Origin of the sequence: Kitasatospora sp. NPDC088548, from assembly GCF_044753005.1 — a bacterium.
In the GTDB taxonomy this organism is placed as follows: domain Bacteria; phylum Actinomycetota; class Actinomycetes; order Streptomycetales; family Streptomycetaceae; genus Kitasatospora.
In genome coordinates this window covers 1-14,729 of sequence record NZ_JBIVMI010000056.1, presented here as the reverse complement: position 1 = coordinate 14,729, position 14,729 = coordinate 1, and the positions used below count along the sequence as shown (strand labels likewise).

Here is a 14,729-nt window from a genome sequence, read left to right as displayed (position 1 = left end):
TGCCGAGTACGAAGCCGCCTACTACAGCCAACAGCAGCCAAACCTGCAGGTCACAGCAACAATCTAGAGTCTCTGCAGAACCCGCAGCGGTTCACAAGTAGCCTCCCTGCGGTCTTGCGCGCCCCCCGCGCGGGCGAGTGTGCCACGTGTGGGGGGCGACGGCCGGTAATACCTTTGCAGGCAGCGCCCGCCAGGAACGAGTCCTGGTGCCCTCGCCCGGATCACCGCGGGCCACCGCTGGGTCCGCTGCCTCCGACTAACCTGTGGGGATGTCGGAGGTGTGCTCTACGGTGCCGCCATACATATCCGCTCACCAGGGTGACCACGGCGCATACCCTGGGGCGGGTTCCGTGCGGGCAGGACACGCTGGAGGTGGCGCAGTGGGGCTTCGCCCGACACACCTCGGCTACGCCTACCAGGACCTGCTGACCGGGCTTCGCCTCGTTGACCTTGCGGTGGGACACGCAAGGTCCGTCGTCGTCGACACCAAGGCGTTCGCCGGGGACCGGTTCGACGACATCACGTGCGAGTGGAGCGACGGCAGTCTCGAGCGACTGCAGATCAAGCACACCAGCCACGATCGCGCATTGTCGACCGACAGTTTCACGAAGGACACCCGGAGTCTTCGTCTGGATCTCCTGTTCACCTCCATCGGCCGCGACCTCAATGCGCCATCCGGCACGTCGCACCGTCTCGTGGTGCGCGACACGGATCCGGACGACGCCGATCTGACCAACGTGTTGCGGCCTGTCGGTGCGGGCAACGACCCGGGGCCAGCCCTCCACGGTCTGAGCAGCAGGCGGTTCCGCTTCGATGCCGCGGCCCTGCGGTCTCATGAGCCGTGGAGAACGATGCTTGCGGGCATCGGTGACGATCTGCTCGGCCGTGCCTGCGCATCCTTGGTCGTCGACACCGGTGTTCCGGTATTCTCCCTCAACATCCACAATCCCGGGCCGGCCGAGGCGGCCCTGCTGCACCGGGTCACCACGGAGCTCGGTGCCGGACGTCCTCCGAACCGGCACCGTTCGCCCGAGGAGGTCGCACTCGCCCTCATCGAGGCGGCCAAAGCAGCACGCAGCCGCAACGGGACCGTGACGGCCGAGGACCTGCTTCCCCGTCTGGCGTTGGAGGTCGACTTCGGGGCTGTCCGTGAGGGGCACCCCGTGGACCGTGCTGCCGAAGTGCGGCGCCCCGCCGTGCTCGCGAACATGAAGAGGGCTCTGGAGGACACGGCGCGGCAGGGCGGCGTCGTGGTGGTCACGGGGGCGCCCGGAATCGGCAAGTCGTGGCTGTGCGAGCAGCTGGCCGATGACCTGCAGGACACGTGGCTTGCTGCACGCCATCACTGCTGGCTGGGCGCCTCGGACATGGATCGTGAGCAGCGGGTGCTCACCGAGGTCGTGATCGGCAGTCTGCTCCGGCAGCTCGAAGAGGCAGTCCCGAAAGCGGTGGCCGAGGTGAGGCCGCGCTTCGCGGCGACTCCCGAGTCGCTCGTGGACGCTGTCACTGCGGCGCGGCGTTTGGCCCCGGATGTGCCGATCGCGTTGATCGTGGACGGCATCGACCACGTCAGCCGGGTGCTTGGGCACAGCACCGGCGGCGTGTTCCGGGAGCAGTCCGACCCGGCCGCGGGCCTGGTCGAGGAACTCAGTGCTCTGAGGATGCCGCCCGGTGCCGTCCTCGTGCTCGCAAGTCAGCCGGGTCCCCACCTCGCGTCGGCGGGTGCTGGCGCCGACCACTTCACCGTTCCTCCTCTCAAGGGTCCCGAGCTGCGTGACCTGGCGGATCGTCTGGGTCTGCTGGCGGTCCTGACGTCGTCGGATGTCGGCCTTGAGCCTGCCGACAACCAGGAGGAAGCCGCCGTCACGTTGATCGAGGAGCGCTCGCGGGGCAACGCCCTCTACGCCACGTATCTGTGCCGTCAGGCTCTCGGGCCGGCACCTGGACTGGGGTCACCGCAGACGCGGGCCGTGGCCGGCGGCCCACTCGATCGACTGCGCGAGGTCCCTCCGTCGGCACACGACCTCGACGACTACTACGACTACCTGCTGAAGGGACTGACCGACCAGCAGCGCGCTGCCGTCAGCATGCTCGCGGTCTGCGACTTCGCCGTGAGCGCCGAGGAGCTCGGAGAGATCTTCCCGCTGCCCGGGATGATGCTCGGTGCCGCACTGAGCAGCGTGGCACCGATCGTCGCGCAGCAGCCGGGCATTGGTGGGCTGAGGATCCATCATGAGAGCTTCAGTCGTTTCGTCCGCCGGAGCGACGGCGACCATCGTTGGGTCGATCAGGTCCGGGCCCAGGCTGCCGAGTGGCTGTTGCGGCGCGGGTTCTTCACGGATCCGCGGGCGTTCAGGCATCTGCCCGAGCTCTTGTCCGCTCTGGGCCGAGACGACGACCTCGCCGTACTGGTCGGTCCCGATTTCCTGTCCCGAGCGATTGCGGGCCTGCAGCCCCCGCATGCCATCATCCACACTCTCACCGTGGCGGCGCGACGGGCGGCGGCCCGTAAGGACTGGCCCATGCTGGTGCGTTGTGTGGAGCTCAGCCGGGCGCAGGCGACCTACCAGGACGAGGGTCTCCCGGGCTCGCTGGTGCCGTACGCGGATGTGCTGGTGGCGTTGTCGGGGGCCGACCGGCTCGCGGCAAGCCTGATGTACGAGGGCGTGCCCACGATGTCCGCGCGGTGGGGGCTGCAGTTGTGCGCGGCCGTGGACAGGGCCGGCTGTGCCGCCCCGTGGGAGGCCTACCTGGCAGCGTGGGACGAGGTACGTGACCGCGAGCGCACACACTACGGCTCCGAGAGCGACGAGTCGGTGTTCCTCGCTGAGTTGCGCGGGCGGATCCGAATTCCTGGCCGGGGCACCGACGAGCCCGGATCCGGACAAGGGTCACTCGCTCTCGGGCAGCGTGTCGCCCGATTCCTCGACCAGGAGAACCTGGGCTCCCCCAAGCGTGCTGTCGGTGTGCTACTGGAGTGCCTTGGCCCCGAATCCTTGATGGAGAGTGCGCAGCTCATCGAGCGTCACGACCGGCGTACTGCTCTGCTGCTCCATCTTGCGGAGACCCGCGGCAACGGGGGCCGCGGTCTGCCCTCTGCCCGGATGCTGGCCAGTGCGGCCTGGGCTAGCGGGCCGTGCGATCCGCGGCGGCTGCTCCACCTCGGCGTCGCAGCCGAGGACATTGCCGGGGACCTGTTCTCCGAGGGCGTCGCCGAGACACTCGCACGGGCGACGCAGGAGGTGCTGGTCGATCGGGCCAGCGGGTTGTCCGGACCGGTAGGCAGGTGGCTGTCGTTGCTCGTCGTGGCGCACACAGTCGACCGGCATGCTCCCTCCCGGCTGCTTCCCCTGTTCGACGGCGTCGGTTTCTACCGCGCCTGGCTGCGGTTCGCTGTTGCCACTGTCGGCCTGCGCCGGGACGTCGATGCTGGGACGATCCCTGCCGAGGGCGCGTCCACGGCCGCCCGGGTGTCGCTCGAGGAACTGGCCGGGCACGCGAACCCGTTCACGGGACAGCCGAGGGCCTGCGACCTCATGGACATCCACCACCTCGTGCGGCGGGTACTGCACGAGGCCGTCACCCTGCTGCTCGACGACGACCTGGCGCTGGGTATCGCTGCCCTGCAGGCCATCAGTCGCGGGACCACCACGTCGCTCATGGGCATGGCCGGATCCGGCCCGCTGATCACCACGGAACTGGTATCCCTGCTAGCCGAGAGCGCTGGCCAGGCCGGAGCCGGCGTCGTGCGCGAGCTCATGGAGACGCTGCGCCCGGCCCAGGCCGGGCGCCGCACACTGTACGCCGAGGACGCCGACTTCGAGCTCGAGATGGCCCGGGTAAGTCTCGCCTGCGGCGATCCGCAGGAAGCGCAGCGCTGCTGGGAGCGTGCCGCCCGGTACATGGGCGCATACGGGGGCCACAAGGACGTCACCGTCGACGAACTGCTGGATCCGCTGCCCCAGCTCATGCAGGCCGATCCTGTCCAGGCACGTGTACGGCTGGCCCGAACGCAACCCCTCGTGCATCTTGTCGTGGACCACACCAACGGACGGGGCACCTCGGGGACTGTCCACGAGTGGTGGCGCTTTCTGGCGCTCCTGGACCCGCGGGCCGCCGCGCAGCTGGGTACCGACTTGCTCCTGACCGAGCCCGGACTGCCCGATGCCCGGGTGGACGCAGCCCACCAGCGGCTGCTGTCCGCACAGGCCGACGCCGCCGACCCTGTCGTCCTGGCGGTGCTGCGAATCGCTGCAGGGCCCGACGGCCGCTCCCAGAAGGCCGACACCACGCTGCTCGGCCGGCTCGCCGACCTGCCGGGCAGCGACGCGGCGCAGGTGCGGCGTCTCCTGCCGGTGCTGGCCAATGCGATCACCTCAACCTACGACGACCAGGTCATGATCTCCACGTCGGACAACGCCGGGGACGCACACACCGTTGCGCTGCGTGCGGCGGCACAACGGTGCGGCGGCGAGGGCGGCCCGCTCTGGACACCCCGGGCCGCTCCCCTGAGAACCTCCCGTGACTGGCGGGGCCCCAAAGAGCGCACCGCCACGGGCGCCTTCCTGCATGCCCAGCAGCGGCCTGCGCTGCTGGAAGGAGCTGCCGGCATGCTGGCCGCGGTCCGTGACCGCAGTAGCAAGGCATATGACGATCCGCCCGGTCCACGGTGGTCCAGGGACGCTCTGGCCAATGCAGTGGGTTGGAGGCTGCTGGAGGCCGTCGACGGCCACGGAGCTTCCGCGGCCGCCCAGTTGCTGCACCGGATCGCCGACGAGATGAGCGTGGCCGGGCCCGTTGAGCTGCTCGCAGACCTCGCCGCCGGGCTCCACGCGCGCCGAGATATCGCCCCCGAGGTGTTCGGTCCGCTCGCCGCGACGGCGGGCATGCTCGCTTTCACCAAGATGCGGGGCGGCGGCGGGTGGAGGTCCTTCGCCGGCAGTGACCGGGTGGACCTGTGGCAACAGGCCCACTTTGACGACGCTGTCGGCGCGGCCCAGGATCTCGCGGACCGGGTGGCCGACGCTGTCGCCGGTGCCTCCTACAGTCGCACCATCGGTGTCAGCCAGGCCCTTGTCTCGGCATTCGCCGTCCAGCCACCCACTTCACCCCCAGCAGCCGACGCGTTCGCGTGCTGGGACGCGGCGTACGAGGTAATCGCCCATCGTTTGCCCGGCGACGCCCGACTCGGGGAGGGCGTCTACGTTCCGGCCGCAGAGCCGGCTCGGCAGGACGACGTCGACGCAGCGCTGTGCCAGCTTACCCTGGCAACCGTCGCCTTCCCCGAGCGCGCCGTCAAGCGCCGCGCCCTGGTCGCCGCGGCGGTCCTCCTCCCGGCCCGGCCCGGGCACGCGCAAGCAGCGCTGGCACACGTCCTCTCCCCCGGCATCGGAGCCGGCCCCCTGACCTGGCTCCTGGCCGTCCTGCGCAACCACATGCCGGACGGGCCACTGGAGAGCGCCCTTTGCGAGCGGCTCGTGGACCTGTGCGGCAGCAACATGCTGTCCGTGCGGGCGGAAGCCGCCGCAATCCTCGCCCGGGCCGGGCACCAACCGCCCGCCCCTCCGGCGACCTCGGCGCATCCGACACTCGCCCGCATTCTGTCCGCAAGCTTGAACACCGGGGACTGACCATGGACGACCCGCGGCCGTACGCGACCCACCTGGTCGACTACTACCTGGGAGTGCGCCTCGACGCAGCCGGGTCCCCGGCCGGCCTTCGTGAGGCCGTCATCGACCTCGTCACCGGCGCCTTCGCCGAGGATGTCGAGCCTTTGATGACCGCCCAGCTGGACCTGCTGGCCGAACGTCGCTCCCAGATGCCCGACGCCTACCTCGCCGACCAGGCCGCCGCAGAAGACGCTCTGCAGCAGGCCGCGGCGGGCCTGCGCGCCGCGCTCGCCCAGGCAGGGCAGCGCGGCAATGCCCAGGCCTTCGAGCGCGGTGCGGCCGCACGACTGCGCGACGACCCCCAGACAGCCCTACGGGCCGAACTCGCCCGCACTCCCCGGCCCCTGACTCGCCCTGAAGCGCTGCAGTGGACACTCGATCCCGCGCCCTGGTTCGACGACGGCCGACAGGACCCCCAGCCCTGGCCCCCTCCCGGTCTCGCCTCGGTCGACGGCTTGCGGTCGCTGCCGCACAGCGCCTCGGCCTTCCCCCGGGTCACCGACGGCCCTCGCACGGGCTGGGTGCAGATCGGCCTCGCCGAACGGCAGCGCACTCCTGCCCGCCGCCACCCGGACCAGCCCGCCCGCCAAATGCGCCTCGTCGTCGGGCTGGAAGCTTCGGTCGACGGTCCGCCGCCCGACACCCTGCCCTTCGCCGAGCTGCCCTGGCATCTGTGGACGACCCCCTGGCGCCGACTGGCACTCGGCCTGGCAAGCCCGGAAGCGGCAGCCAAGCACCTCAAGACCCGCGACCGGCCCCTGGTCGGACTCACCGACGCCGGCAGCACCACGCTGCTTCCCTCGCCCCGCCCCCGGCACGGCCCAGGGGTGCCCCCGTACGTCCTCGCGCCTGTTGCGCCGGTCATCGCTGCACTCGATCTCGCGCCTACGGACGGCGTATGCGGGTTCAGCCTGAGCGATGCGACCGGCGAGGCGCTCATCTGCCGCCAGTGGCGGGGACACCTCGTCCACGACGGAAACTACGAGCCACTGCTGCCCGCGGTCACAGGAGCGGACCTCATCATCCGTCCCGACCTCTTCATACGCCTGTGCGACATCGTCGGTCCCGCCCGCTGCCGAGCTGGCCTCAACGTCCACCACACGTCAGCACCCCACGACGATAGTCTCCCCGACGAGGATTGAGCACAGTCCGGAGTCCCTCCCGTCATCGGTCACCGAGGCTCTTGGGCAACTGGTACAACTCGCCCGCCGACGCGACAGCCCGTGTTCACCACGTCGCCCACGCCCAGGGCCCGGACCGGCGGAGCCACCAGGTCAGCAGGGCGGGTTCGCGACCTGGCCATCGCTGGCGGCCGTTAGCCAGCAGCGCTGCCTCTCAACGTACTTGGCGGCCGCCAACACGAGCAGGGAGCCTTCTTGACGTCCGAACTGGTGACGACCGTGCTGCCGCTGGTGGGCGTGGCGTTGGGTGCCGCAGGCGTGAGGTCCGGGTCCTGCAAAACTGGGCGGGCGCAGGGGTGGGTGGCCTGCTCGCGGCAGGTGGCGATACAGGACTCAAGACCGGTGGGTACATGGAACCGTGGTTCGAACGGATGGCGGCAATCCCTGGCCTGAGCTTCACGGGCAGCCCCGGTGTAGTCCGCGAGTCACTTCCAGGAGCGAATGACCGTCCCGACGAGTCGTACGGCTCTGCGATGTGGCCAACTCCTGAGGGCAGTACCTCTGCCACACCTGCCAGTCGGCACGTACCGCGCGAAGCGCGGGGTCCGGAGTTGGCCGTGCGGGTCTGGGAGGTGTTGGAGACCCCGGGTTCGGCGATGGACTACCACTTCGTCCTGCAACACGCAGTCAGCCAGCTGTGGGCTGACCGCCGTTCTGACCCTGATGCGCTGGAGTTGCTCGAGGTGTTCGCTTTGCTCGACCTTGAGTTGATGGAGGCCGCCCCACAAGCTGTGTCGTTCGACTTCACTGACGATGAGCCCTCGTTCGTGCGGGTGTCCTCTGTGCCGCAGTTGATCGAGTTGCTCGAGCGCGAGGGTGCCCTGGTGGAGGCTCTCGGCCTGGCACGCCGCCTGGCCCGCTTCGGGCAGGGCGAGGACCTGGTGGAGCAGTTGTCGGGGAAGGTCGCTTTGCTTGCCTCCGAGGCGGACCTCGAGGACGGCCCGGCATGAGCGCTGGGTTGGAGCGGTTGATCCCCGCCGCCTCGTTCCTGGAGGAGGCGTTCTTGCGGTGGGTGCTCACCCCGGCGGCGGGGCGGGGCATCGTCGCGCGGGTGCACAGCCAGTACCCGGTGACCGTCGAGGAGCGCACCTACCGGCTGGATTACCTGATCGCGGGTGACGTGCTGCGGGTGGCTGTCGAGCTGGACGGATTCGCGTTCCACAGCGACCGGGGTGCGTTCACCTACGACCGGATGCGGCAGAACGACCTGGCCGCCACCGGGTTGACGGTACTGCGGTTCTCCTATGACGCAGTGCGCACGGACACCGCGCGCTGCGTCGCGCAGTTGCAGGCGATGCTGCGTCAGGATCCGGCGCTGGCTCCGTTGCTGACCGCTTCACCTCATGTCGAGGTTCCGGACATGGTGGGTGATCCGATGCGGGCGGCTGATCCGCCCCGCCGGGCATCTGTGTTCGGGGCCGGGGGCGGATCGTACTTCGACGACGTGCGGGCGCGGGTGGACCGCGGGCCGCTGCGGGCGTGCCAGGACGAGGCGTTGGCAGCTTTGGCGAACTACTACGCGTGCGGTGGCCGGCACGCGGCCGCGGGGATGGCGGTCGGGGCCGGCAAGACCGCGCTGGGCGTCGCGGCCGCGTTGTCGTTCGCCAAGCGGCGCGTATTGGTGGTGACGCCGGGCTCGGTCATCCGCGGCGCGTTCGCCAAGGCCCTCGACCCCGGTGCGCCGGGCAATGCCCTGTACGGGCTGGCGGGTGGGCCGATACTGCCCGGTGCGCGCCCGCCGACAACCCTCGTCCTGGACGGGGCGGACGGTCAGATCAGCCGGGTCAGCCGCGAGCGGCTGCTGGCCGCCGACATCCTGGTCACCAACTTCCATTCCTGAGCACCGGTGAGACCGACGGGGACCTGCTGACCAAACTCCAGCCGGGAGATGTGGACTTCATCGTCGTCGACGAGGCGCACATCGCAGCCAGCGCCTCCTACCAACGGCTGTTCGCCCACTTCCAGAGCGCACGTACGCTGCTGATGTCCGCATGCTTCAGGCGCCTGGACGGCAAGCCGATCGATGCCGATGTCGTCTACCGCTACCGTCTGGTGGACTCCGTCGCGGACGGCTCGGCGAAGAATCTGCGGGTCCACCGCTTCGCGCCGGACGTGGCGGCGACCGTCTACGAGGCCACATGGCCGGATGGGCGGCGCGAGCAGATCGTGGGCCGTGACGCGCTGTTGGCCGCGTTGGGCGACGAGCGGCGGATGGCACGTATCACCGCGCAGTCCGAAGCGCCGATCCATCACGTGATGGCCGCCACCCGCGCCTGCCTGGACGCGCAGGCCAAGCTCCTGGCCCCCGTGAAGCCGCGGGTGCTGTTCTCCGCCATGGGCCAGGCCCACGCCAAGCAGATCGCGCGCATCGCCGAGGAACACGGCATCGCCTGCGCCACCTTGCACCACAGCATGGCGCCGTCGGCGATCTCCTCCACTGTGCGCAGGTTCGAGTCCGACTCCGGGGACCTTCAGGGCATCGTGCAGTTGCGGATGCTCGGCCAGGGCTACGACTTCCCGCCCGTCACCGTTGTCGTGCCGATCCGCCCCTACGGCAGTTTCGGCGAGTTCTACCAGTTCATCGGACGCGGTGTCCGTGTGCTGCGCCACCCGGGCGTGCCCGCCGGACAGCAGTACCTGGATGTGGTCTGCCACGCCGAACTCGGCCTGGAGGACCACCTGGAGGCGCTGTGCGCGGACAACGACATGGACCTGGCTCTGCTGCTGGACGCCCCGCCAATCGAGGCCGCCTCCTTCCAGGGTGACGGGCAGGAAGGGGACGACCCTGCGGAAGGTGCTGGAGGCGACGACGGTGCGGGCGGGATGGACGCGTTCGTCCTGTACGAGCGAGGACGGGTGGAGCAGCGCGTCGTGCATGAGCTGGATCGGGTGGAGGCTAGGCGGGCCGAGCGGGAGATGGAGTTCATGGCGCAGCGCTACGCCGTCTATGCGCAAGGCACGGCGTCGCCACTGCCGTTCGAGAAGTTCGTCGAGCTCATGCGGAAGGTGACCGGTGGCAGCTGACCCGTCGCGGTGGTGGCTTTCGGCCGCGGATGCCCACCCTGAGGTAGCACTTCGCGTGGAGGCGGCGGCCGGCCGGCAGCAGCGCTTCACCGACGTCGACGCGCTCACGGCCCGGTTGCTGGCCGCCTCGCTCGAGGGCCGGCCGGTGGCCGCCGTCACTGTCGGCAAGGGGGCTCATGTCCCGGAAACCGCCAAGGCCGCGGCTCTCACCCGCACGGAGAGCGCCCTGTGCGCGGAGGTGTTCGGAGTTCAGGAGCAGCAGCGGCGCGGCGCGTGGTACCTGCCGCAGCAGCTCTCGCTGAAGGCAGGGGTGGTCAACCTGCCACATCTGCTGCGCCACCGTCCGGCCCACGCACTGACGGTGGCCGCTGGTGACACGGCCCGCCTCACCGTCGCCGAGGGCGGGGATGTGGTGCTGCTGTGGGCGCTGCTGGTGCCCTTGTTCGAGACGCTGATGGAGCCGGTTCGGGTGCGGGCGGCGGGGCCGGCCGGTACGCGTGAGGAGCAGCGGCAGGTGTGGGCGGCGATCGAGGACCACTACCGGCTGCTGGGCATCGCTTCCGGTGCGTTGGAGGTCTTCCGGTTCGGCGGCGGCTGGCACGCTCTCGACCGCAGAGGGCAGCAGCAGGCCCGTCTGGACCTGCTGGAAGCGCTAGGCCGTGTTTTGGAACTGATGGTCCTCGCGTTCCGTAGCAGTGATGATCTTTGTTGTGGGGCGCGGGGATCTTTCTGATGAGCAGTGGGCTGTGCTGGAACCGTTGTTGCCGGTGGCGGGGGCGGGGCGTCCGGCGGCTTCCCAGCGGAGGCTGATCGACGGTGTCCGGTGGCGGGTGCGGACCGGGGCACCGTGGCGTGATCTGCCTGCGGAGTACGGACCGTGGCAGACCGTCTACGGCCTCTTCCGACGCTGGCAGCGCGGTGGTGTGTGGGCTGCGGTGTTCACCGCCTTGCAGGCACGTGCCGACGCGGTCGGGCAGATCATCTGGGAGGTGAACGTCGACTCGACAATCTGCCGAGCCCACCAGCACGCGGCCGGTGCCCGCCGCCTCGGGGACCAGCAGAAGGAACCACCCGGTGGTCTGCAATCGGAACCCATTGACCACGGGCTGGGCCGCTCGCGAGGAGGCTGGACCACGAAGATCCACCTGGCCTGCGAACAGCGCCAGCGCCCGTTGTCGGTGCTGGTTACCGCCGGGCAGCGCGGCGACAGCCCGCAGTTCGTCGCGGTCCTGGAAGCCATTCGTGTCCCGCGGCTCGGGCCGGGCCGGGCCGGCCACGCACGCGACCCGACCGAGTGCGGGGCGACAAGGCGTACTCGTCCCGGGCGAACCGCTCCTACCTGCGCCGGCGGAGCATCCCCGCCACCATCGCCGAACCCGCTGACCAGGCCAGGAACCGCAGACGCCGTGGCCGCAACGGTGGGCGGCCGCCGGCCTTCGACCGGGAGGACTACAAGGCTCGGCATGCGGTCGAGTGCGGGATCAACCGTCTCAAGCAGCATCGTGCGGTGGCCATGCGCTTCGACAAGCTCGCCGTCCGCTTCGAGGCCACGGTTCACATCGCCGCCATCAACATCTGGCTGTGAGTCGCGCCATGGTTCTGGATGCCATGCTGACCGGGTCACACCCCTGACAGGCGACGAGGGAGAGGTAGGCGTTTCCATGGCGGCGCGTTACTACTGCGCGGACAGTGAGAACGGCAACCACATCAATGACCCGTCCGAAGACGCCCTGTCCATGCTGATCGGTGGCCTGAACGACTCCGACAACACGTTTGTCGTGGTCCAGCCCGATCGGGACGACCCCGCCTGGTTCGCGTCCGTGGCCGTGCTCGAGGGCGGCGGCTACGAGGTCGTCCGGCGCGACACCGCGCGGGACGAGCACGAGGTCACCACCGGCACGAGCATCGACCGGATCGCGAAGGACCTCACCGTCTGGATGGCGGCTCGCGGCACCAGCCATCTCTAGAACACGATCTCACCGCGTCTTCGGATCTCGTCCGCCTGAGCCCGAGCCGCCACTGCCTCCGCTCTCGCCCTGACCTGGTCCTCCCCGAAAGGAAGCACGCTCGCCAAACCGTCCAGGCAATCAGCGATTCTCTCCCGCCAGTCGGCTAAATCGCCGGGCTTCAAACTGGTCGGCCGCCGCGACCTCACAGCACGAAGGCGGTTCAGGGCGGCTTTGAGCACGGGATCAACCACGAGAGCTTCTTCCGATCGGCACGTGGTTAACCCCATCCTGCACCACTTCCAAAACACGGCCTAGCCGCGGCCGATCTCGAACAGCTGGCGGCCCGTCACCGTATGCAGCGGCTGCAGCAGTTGACGGCAGGGTTCGCGGCGAAGGCGAAGAAGGGCACGCCGCTGGCGCGGCGGGTCCTCACCCGCGCACTGCAGCCGGTGGTCTCCGCTCATTTCGCGGGTGACTGGCTGGCTGTACTCGACTACCTCCAGGCCCCGCCGCACCCGGACGAGGAGGTCATCACCGCCCTGCCCGAGGCGCGCCTGTATGTGGGCATGTCCTCCCAGGCGGCCGAGGTGGCGGCTGAGACGGGCATCGGCGAGGACGAGGTCCAGGCGATGCTCGCGGCGTTCCTCGGCACGAGCACCGCCGTCTCTCCCATCGAGGAGCGGGTGTCCGTGCTGCGCGACTGGTGGGCGGGTTTCGACCAGGCACACGCCCGCCAGGCGAAGGGGATGCCCTCGTTGTGGGGCCTGCTCGATGAGGAAGTGATGGACCTGTCCTCGCCCGGAGAGGACCGGACCCCTCAGCTGTACCTGCAGGCTCTGCCGCCCATGGTCCTGGAGCAGGTAGGGCGGCTGTGGGAGACGGTGATGCTGAAGCAGCACCCCGGAAGCATCGTCAGCAACCCCCGCCCGAACCACACGATGACCCAGGTTCTCGGTGCAGCGGCCGGGTTCTGGCATGGCATCGGACTGACCGCGTGGTTCGTGTGCGAGGGCCCGTACTCCCGCACCACCCTGTCCGACGCCGCCGGCTACTACGACCGTGAGCTGACCGAGCTGCGCACGGCCGGCTGCCCCGTCGACGCTTCCCTCTTCGAGGAACTGCGCGCCGCCGAGCAGCAGTTGGGAGATCCGGAGTCGATCTCGGAGGGCAGGAGTGTTCCGGTCGTCTCCGAGGACGGCCTCGTGAGCGTCACGTTCAGCATGGGCCGTGGCTCGCGCCGCGATGGCTTCGAGCACGTGAGGGACATCGTCACCCGGCACCACCGTGCCTGGGCCGAACGCTACCTCAACACCTACTTGCAGCAGCGGTGGCGCCGCGAACTGGAGGAGGTCGCCCACCAGTACCACCGCCACGTCGCCCTCAAGGGGCGCCCGCCCACGCTCATCCAGTTCTCCCGGTTCGCGACGACCGCCGCCAACCAGTGGACCGGCGGTGACCTCGGGGCGCTCTACACCGCGATCGGCGAGCCCGCGCCGTCCGAGCAGAAGCGGCCCGCCCGCCTGCTGGCCAGCGACGGCCACGACTTCGCCCGCCGGGTGTACCAAGCGCTCGGTGGCGAGCCCGTCCCCAATAGCACCTGGCCGGCGGCCCAGGACCCGGAGGAGATCCGCCGGCAGTGGGAGTTGCAGCGGCTGGCCATCGAGAGCCTGCGCTACGTTCAACTCCAGGAGGCACTCGGACAGCCGCCCACCGCCAAGCAGTTCGGCACCCAGCGGCTACGGTGGCCTTGGCCCGGCGAGGAAGCCGAAGGCTGGCCGCTCCTGCAGCGCGCCCTCGCTGGCCTCACCCGCACCGGCACGCCCCCGGCCCACTCCCCCGCTGGCCCCGTCACCACCGACCTCGCCGCACCATCCCCTGACGGGAAGGGCCTCGTGCCGCTGCTGTTGGCCAAGGGCGGCAACGCGCCCCTACCTACCGAGACAACAGCGTTACGCGTCACGACCGTTGGCGCTCCGGTCGATGTTTCCGCACTTCCCCTCACCGGCGACGGCAAGGTCCGGACCGACCACGGCCTCGTCTTCTACAACCACCCCCACCAGGACGGCGTCAGTTCCAGCGGCGACACCATCACCGCCGACCTCGGCCGCATCCCCGACGATGTCCGCACGGTCGCTGTGGTGGTGAGCGTCGACCTCGAAGCGCAACCCACCGCCGTCCTCGACCAGCGCACCACCTGGAGGGCGGACATCACCCAAATCTCAGGTGTGCTCCTGCGCTTCGAGCCGCCCGCCCACGACGCGGGCGAGACGGTCGTGGTCGCCGTTGAGCTCTACCGCCACGGACCGGGCTGGAAAGCACGCGCCGTCGCCCAGGGCTACGACAGCGGCCTGGCGGGCCTGGCCACCGACTACGGCATCAACATCGAGCCCTGATCCTGACGAGGCTTCAGGCGAGGGCGGCAGCCTGGATGTCGTCGTCAGCTCACGCAACACGACACTCTGCCCACAGCCCCCGCCGCCAACACTGACACCGCCTCGACCTGCCCACATCGCACCCCCTCAAGATCACTCCAGAGGGCATCGCCCGATAACTCTCACAGGGTAGTTATCCATCTAGTTACAACATTCGCCGCGTAACTAAAACATCCCAGGTCAGAGCGACTATCCGCCAGAGGTCAACATGCTCACTAGCAACACCACTGCAGCTCAATAGGCATACCAATGGGCAGCTTTAAGTTTGTTGGCTACCTCAAGCACACCTGGTCAGAGCGGCATCAGTGTTGCAACTAGAGAGAAGACTGACAGGCGCGGCCGGTGCGAGGACGTCCTCGGCGGGCAGGACGGCGGCCGCTGGTGAAGTCGGCCCGGGGCGCGGTTCCGGTCTTTCGACCGGCCCGTTTCCCCGGAGCCGCTTCCCGAACCGGGCATGCGACTTGGCACCGCACC

The 14,729-nt window shown here is 69.6% G+C and carries 8 protein-coding genes and 1 pseudogene; all 9 read left to right on the top strand.

The genetic code is table 11. The features are described from left to right. Positions 1–380: 380 nt before the first annotated feature. The 9 genes and pseudogenes from ACIP82_RS37240 (at position 381) to ACIP82_RS37200 (ending at position 14,216) form a co-directional block, all read left to right on the top strand. Positions 381–5,630: an ATP-binding protein gene (locus ACIP82_RS37240; RefSeq protein ID WP_400660122.1), complete on the top strand. Its 5,250-nt coding sequence runs from the start codon at positions 381–383 to the stop codon at positions 5,628–5,630. 2 nt (positions 5,631–5,632) lie between these two features. Beyond that, positions 5,633–6,811, top strand: coding sequence for a hypothetical protein (locus ACIP82_RS37235; RefSeq protein WP_400660120.1), 1,179 nt, complete (start codon positions 5,633–5,635; stop codon positions 6,809–6,811). A gap of 596 nt (positions 6,812–7,407) precedes the next feature. After that, on the top strand, positions 7,408–7,800 hold the full coding sequence (locus ACIP82_RS37230; RefSeq protein WP_400660117.1) for a hypothetical protein: 393 nt from the start codon (positions 7,408–7,410) through the stop codon (positions 7,798–7,800). Beyond that, positions 7,797–8,690, top strand: coding sequence for an endonuclease domain-containing protein (locus ACIP82_RS37225; RefSeq protein ID WP_400660114.1), 894 nt, complete (start codon positions 7,797–7,799; stop codon positions 8,688–8,690). Before ACIP82_RS37230 ends, ACIP82_RS37225 begins: the two co-directional genes overlap by 4 nt. A 50-nt stretch (positions 8,691–8,740) precedes the next feature. Continuing rightward, positions 8,741–9,874, top strand: a complete 1,134-nt coding sequence (locus ACIP82_RS37220) for a DEAD/DEAH box helicase (RefSeq protein WP_400660112.1) — start codon at positions 8,741–8,743, stop codon at positions 9,872–9,874. A gap of 55 nt (positions 9,875–9,929) precedes the next feature. Beyond that, complete coding sequence (locus ACIP82_RS37215) at positions 9,930–10,607, top strand: hypothetical protein (RefSeq protein WP_400660110.1); 678 nt, start codon at positions 9,930–9,932, stop codon at positions 10,605–10,607. Then, positions 10,585–11,459, top strand: a pseudogene (locus ACIP82_RS37210) (IS5 family transposase). The gene ACIP82_RS37215 and the pseudogene ACIP82_RS37210 overlap by 23 nt, the downstream one beginning before the upstream one ends. A 76-nt stretch (positions 11,460–11,535) precedes the next feature. Beyond that, positions 11,536–11,841, top strand: a complete 306-nt coding sequence (locus tag ACIP82_RS37205) for a hypothetical protein (RefSeq protein WP_400660108.1) — start codon at positions 11,536–11,538, stop codon at positions 11,839–11,841. A gap of 335 nt (positions 11,842–12,176) precedes the next feature. Further along, positions 12,177–14,216, top strand: a complete 2,040-nt coding sequence (locus tag ACIP82_RS37200) for a TerD family protein (RefSeq protein ID WP_400660105.1) — start codon at positions 12,177–12,179, stop codon at positions 14,214–14,216. Positions 14,217–14,729: the final 513 nt, after the last annotated feature.

Bases quoted from the DNA above. Each gene is read 5' to 3' on its own strand.
- ACIP82_RS37235 (WP_400660120.1), top strand. From the start codon at position 5,633: ATGGACGACCCGCGGCCGTACGCGACCCACCTGGTCGACTACTACCTG.
- ACIP82_RS37225 (WP_400660114.1), top strand. From the start codon at position 7,797: ATGAGCGCTGGGTTGGAGCGGTTGATCCCCGCCGCCTCGTTCCTGGAG.
- ACIP82_RS37205 (WP_400660108.1), top strand. From the start codon at position 11,536: ATGGCGGCGCGTTACTACTGCGCGGACAGTGAGAACGGCAACCACATC.
- ACIP82_RS37200 (WP_400660105.1), top strand. From the start codon at position 12,177: ATGCAGCGGCTGCAGCAGTTGACGGCAGGGTTCGCGGCGAAGGCGAAG.